This window comes from Peribacillus sp. SIMBA_075, assembly GCF_046534585.1.
Genome location: NZ_JAWRYN010000437.1, coordinates 1 through 281, shown reverse-complemented (window position 1 = coordinate 281; position 281 = coordinate 1). Strand labels below are relative to the sequence as shown.

Sequence of the window (281 nt, the reverse complement as noted above, 5' to 3'; positions counted from 1 at the left end):
CCACCTCAATTAAATCTGGTGGATGACTCCTGCACTTTTCATCGGCAATAGGGCATCTCGGTGCAAAACGACAGCCTGCCGGAATTTGGTGTAGCGACGGGACGATCCCTTCAATCACATGCAGCTTTTCACCACGTTTTCCGTCAATTGTCGGGATCGATTTCATCAGACCGATTGTGTACGGATGCTTTGGATTCTCAAACAATGTCTCGACTGACGCTTCTTCTACGATTTGGCCCAGATACATTACAAGAACGCGATCACAAACCTCCGCTACTACG

Annotated in this window: 1 protein-coding gene; it reads right to left on the bottom strand. The window is 48.4% G+C overall.

What is annotated here, in order from left to right:
- Positions 1 to 281 (bottom strand): oligopeptide/dipeptide ABC transporter ATP-binding protein (locus tag SB775_RS28905; protein WP_410864640.1); only part of this gene is annotated, 281 nt, incomplete at both ends.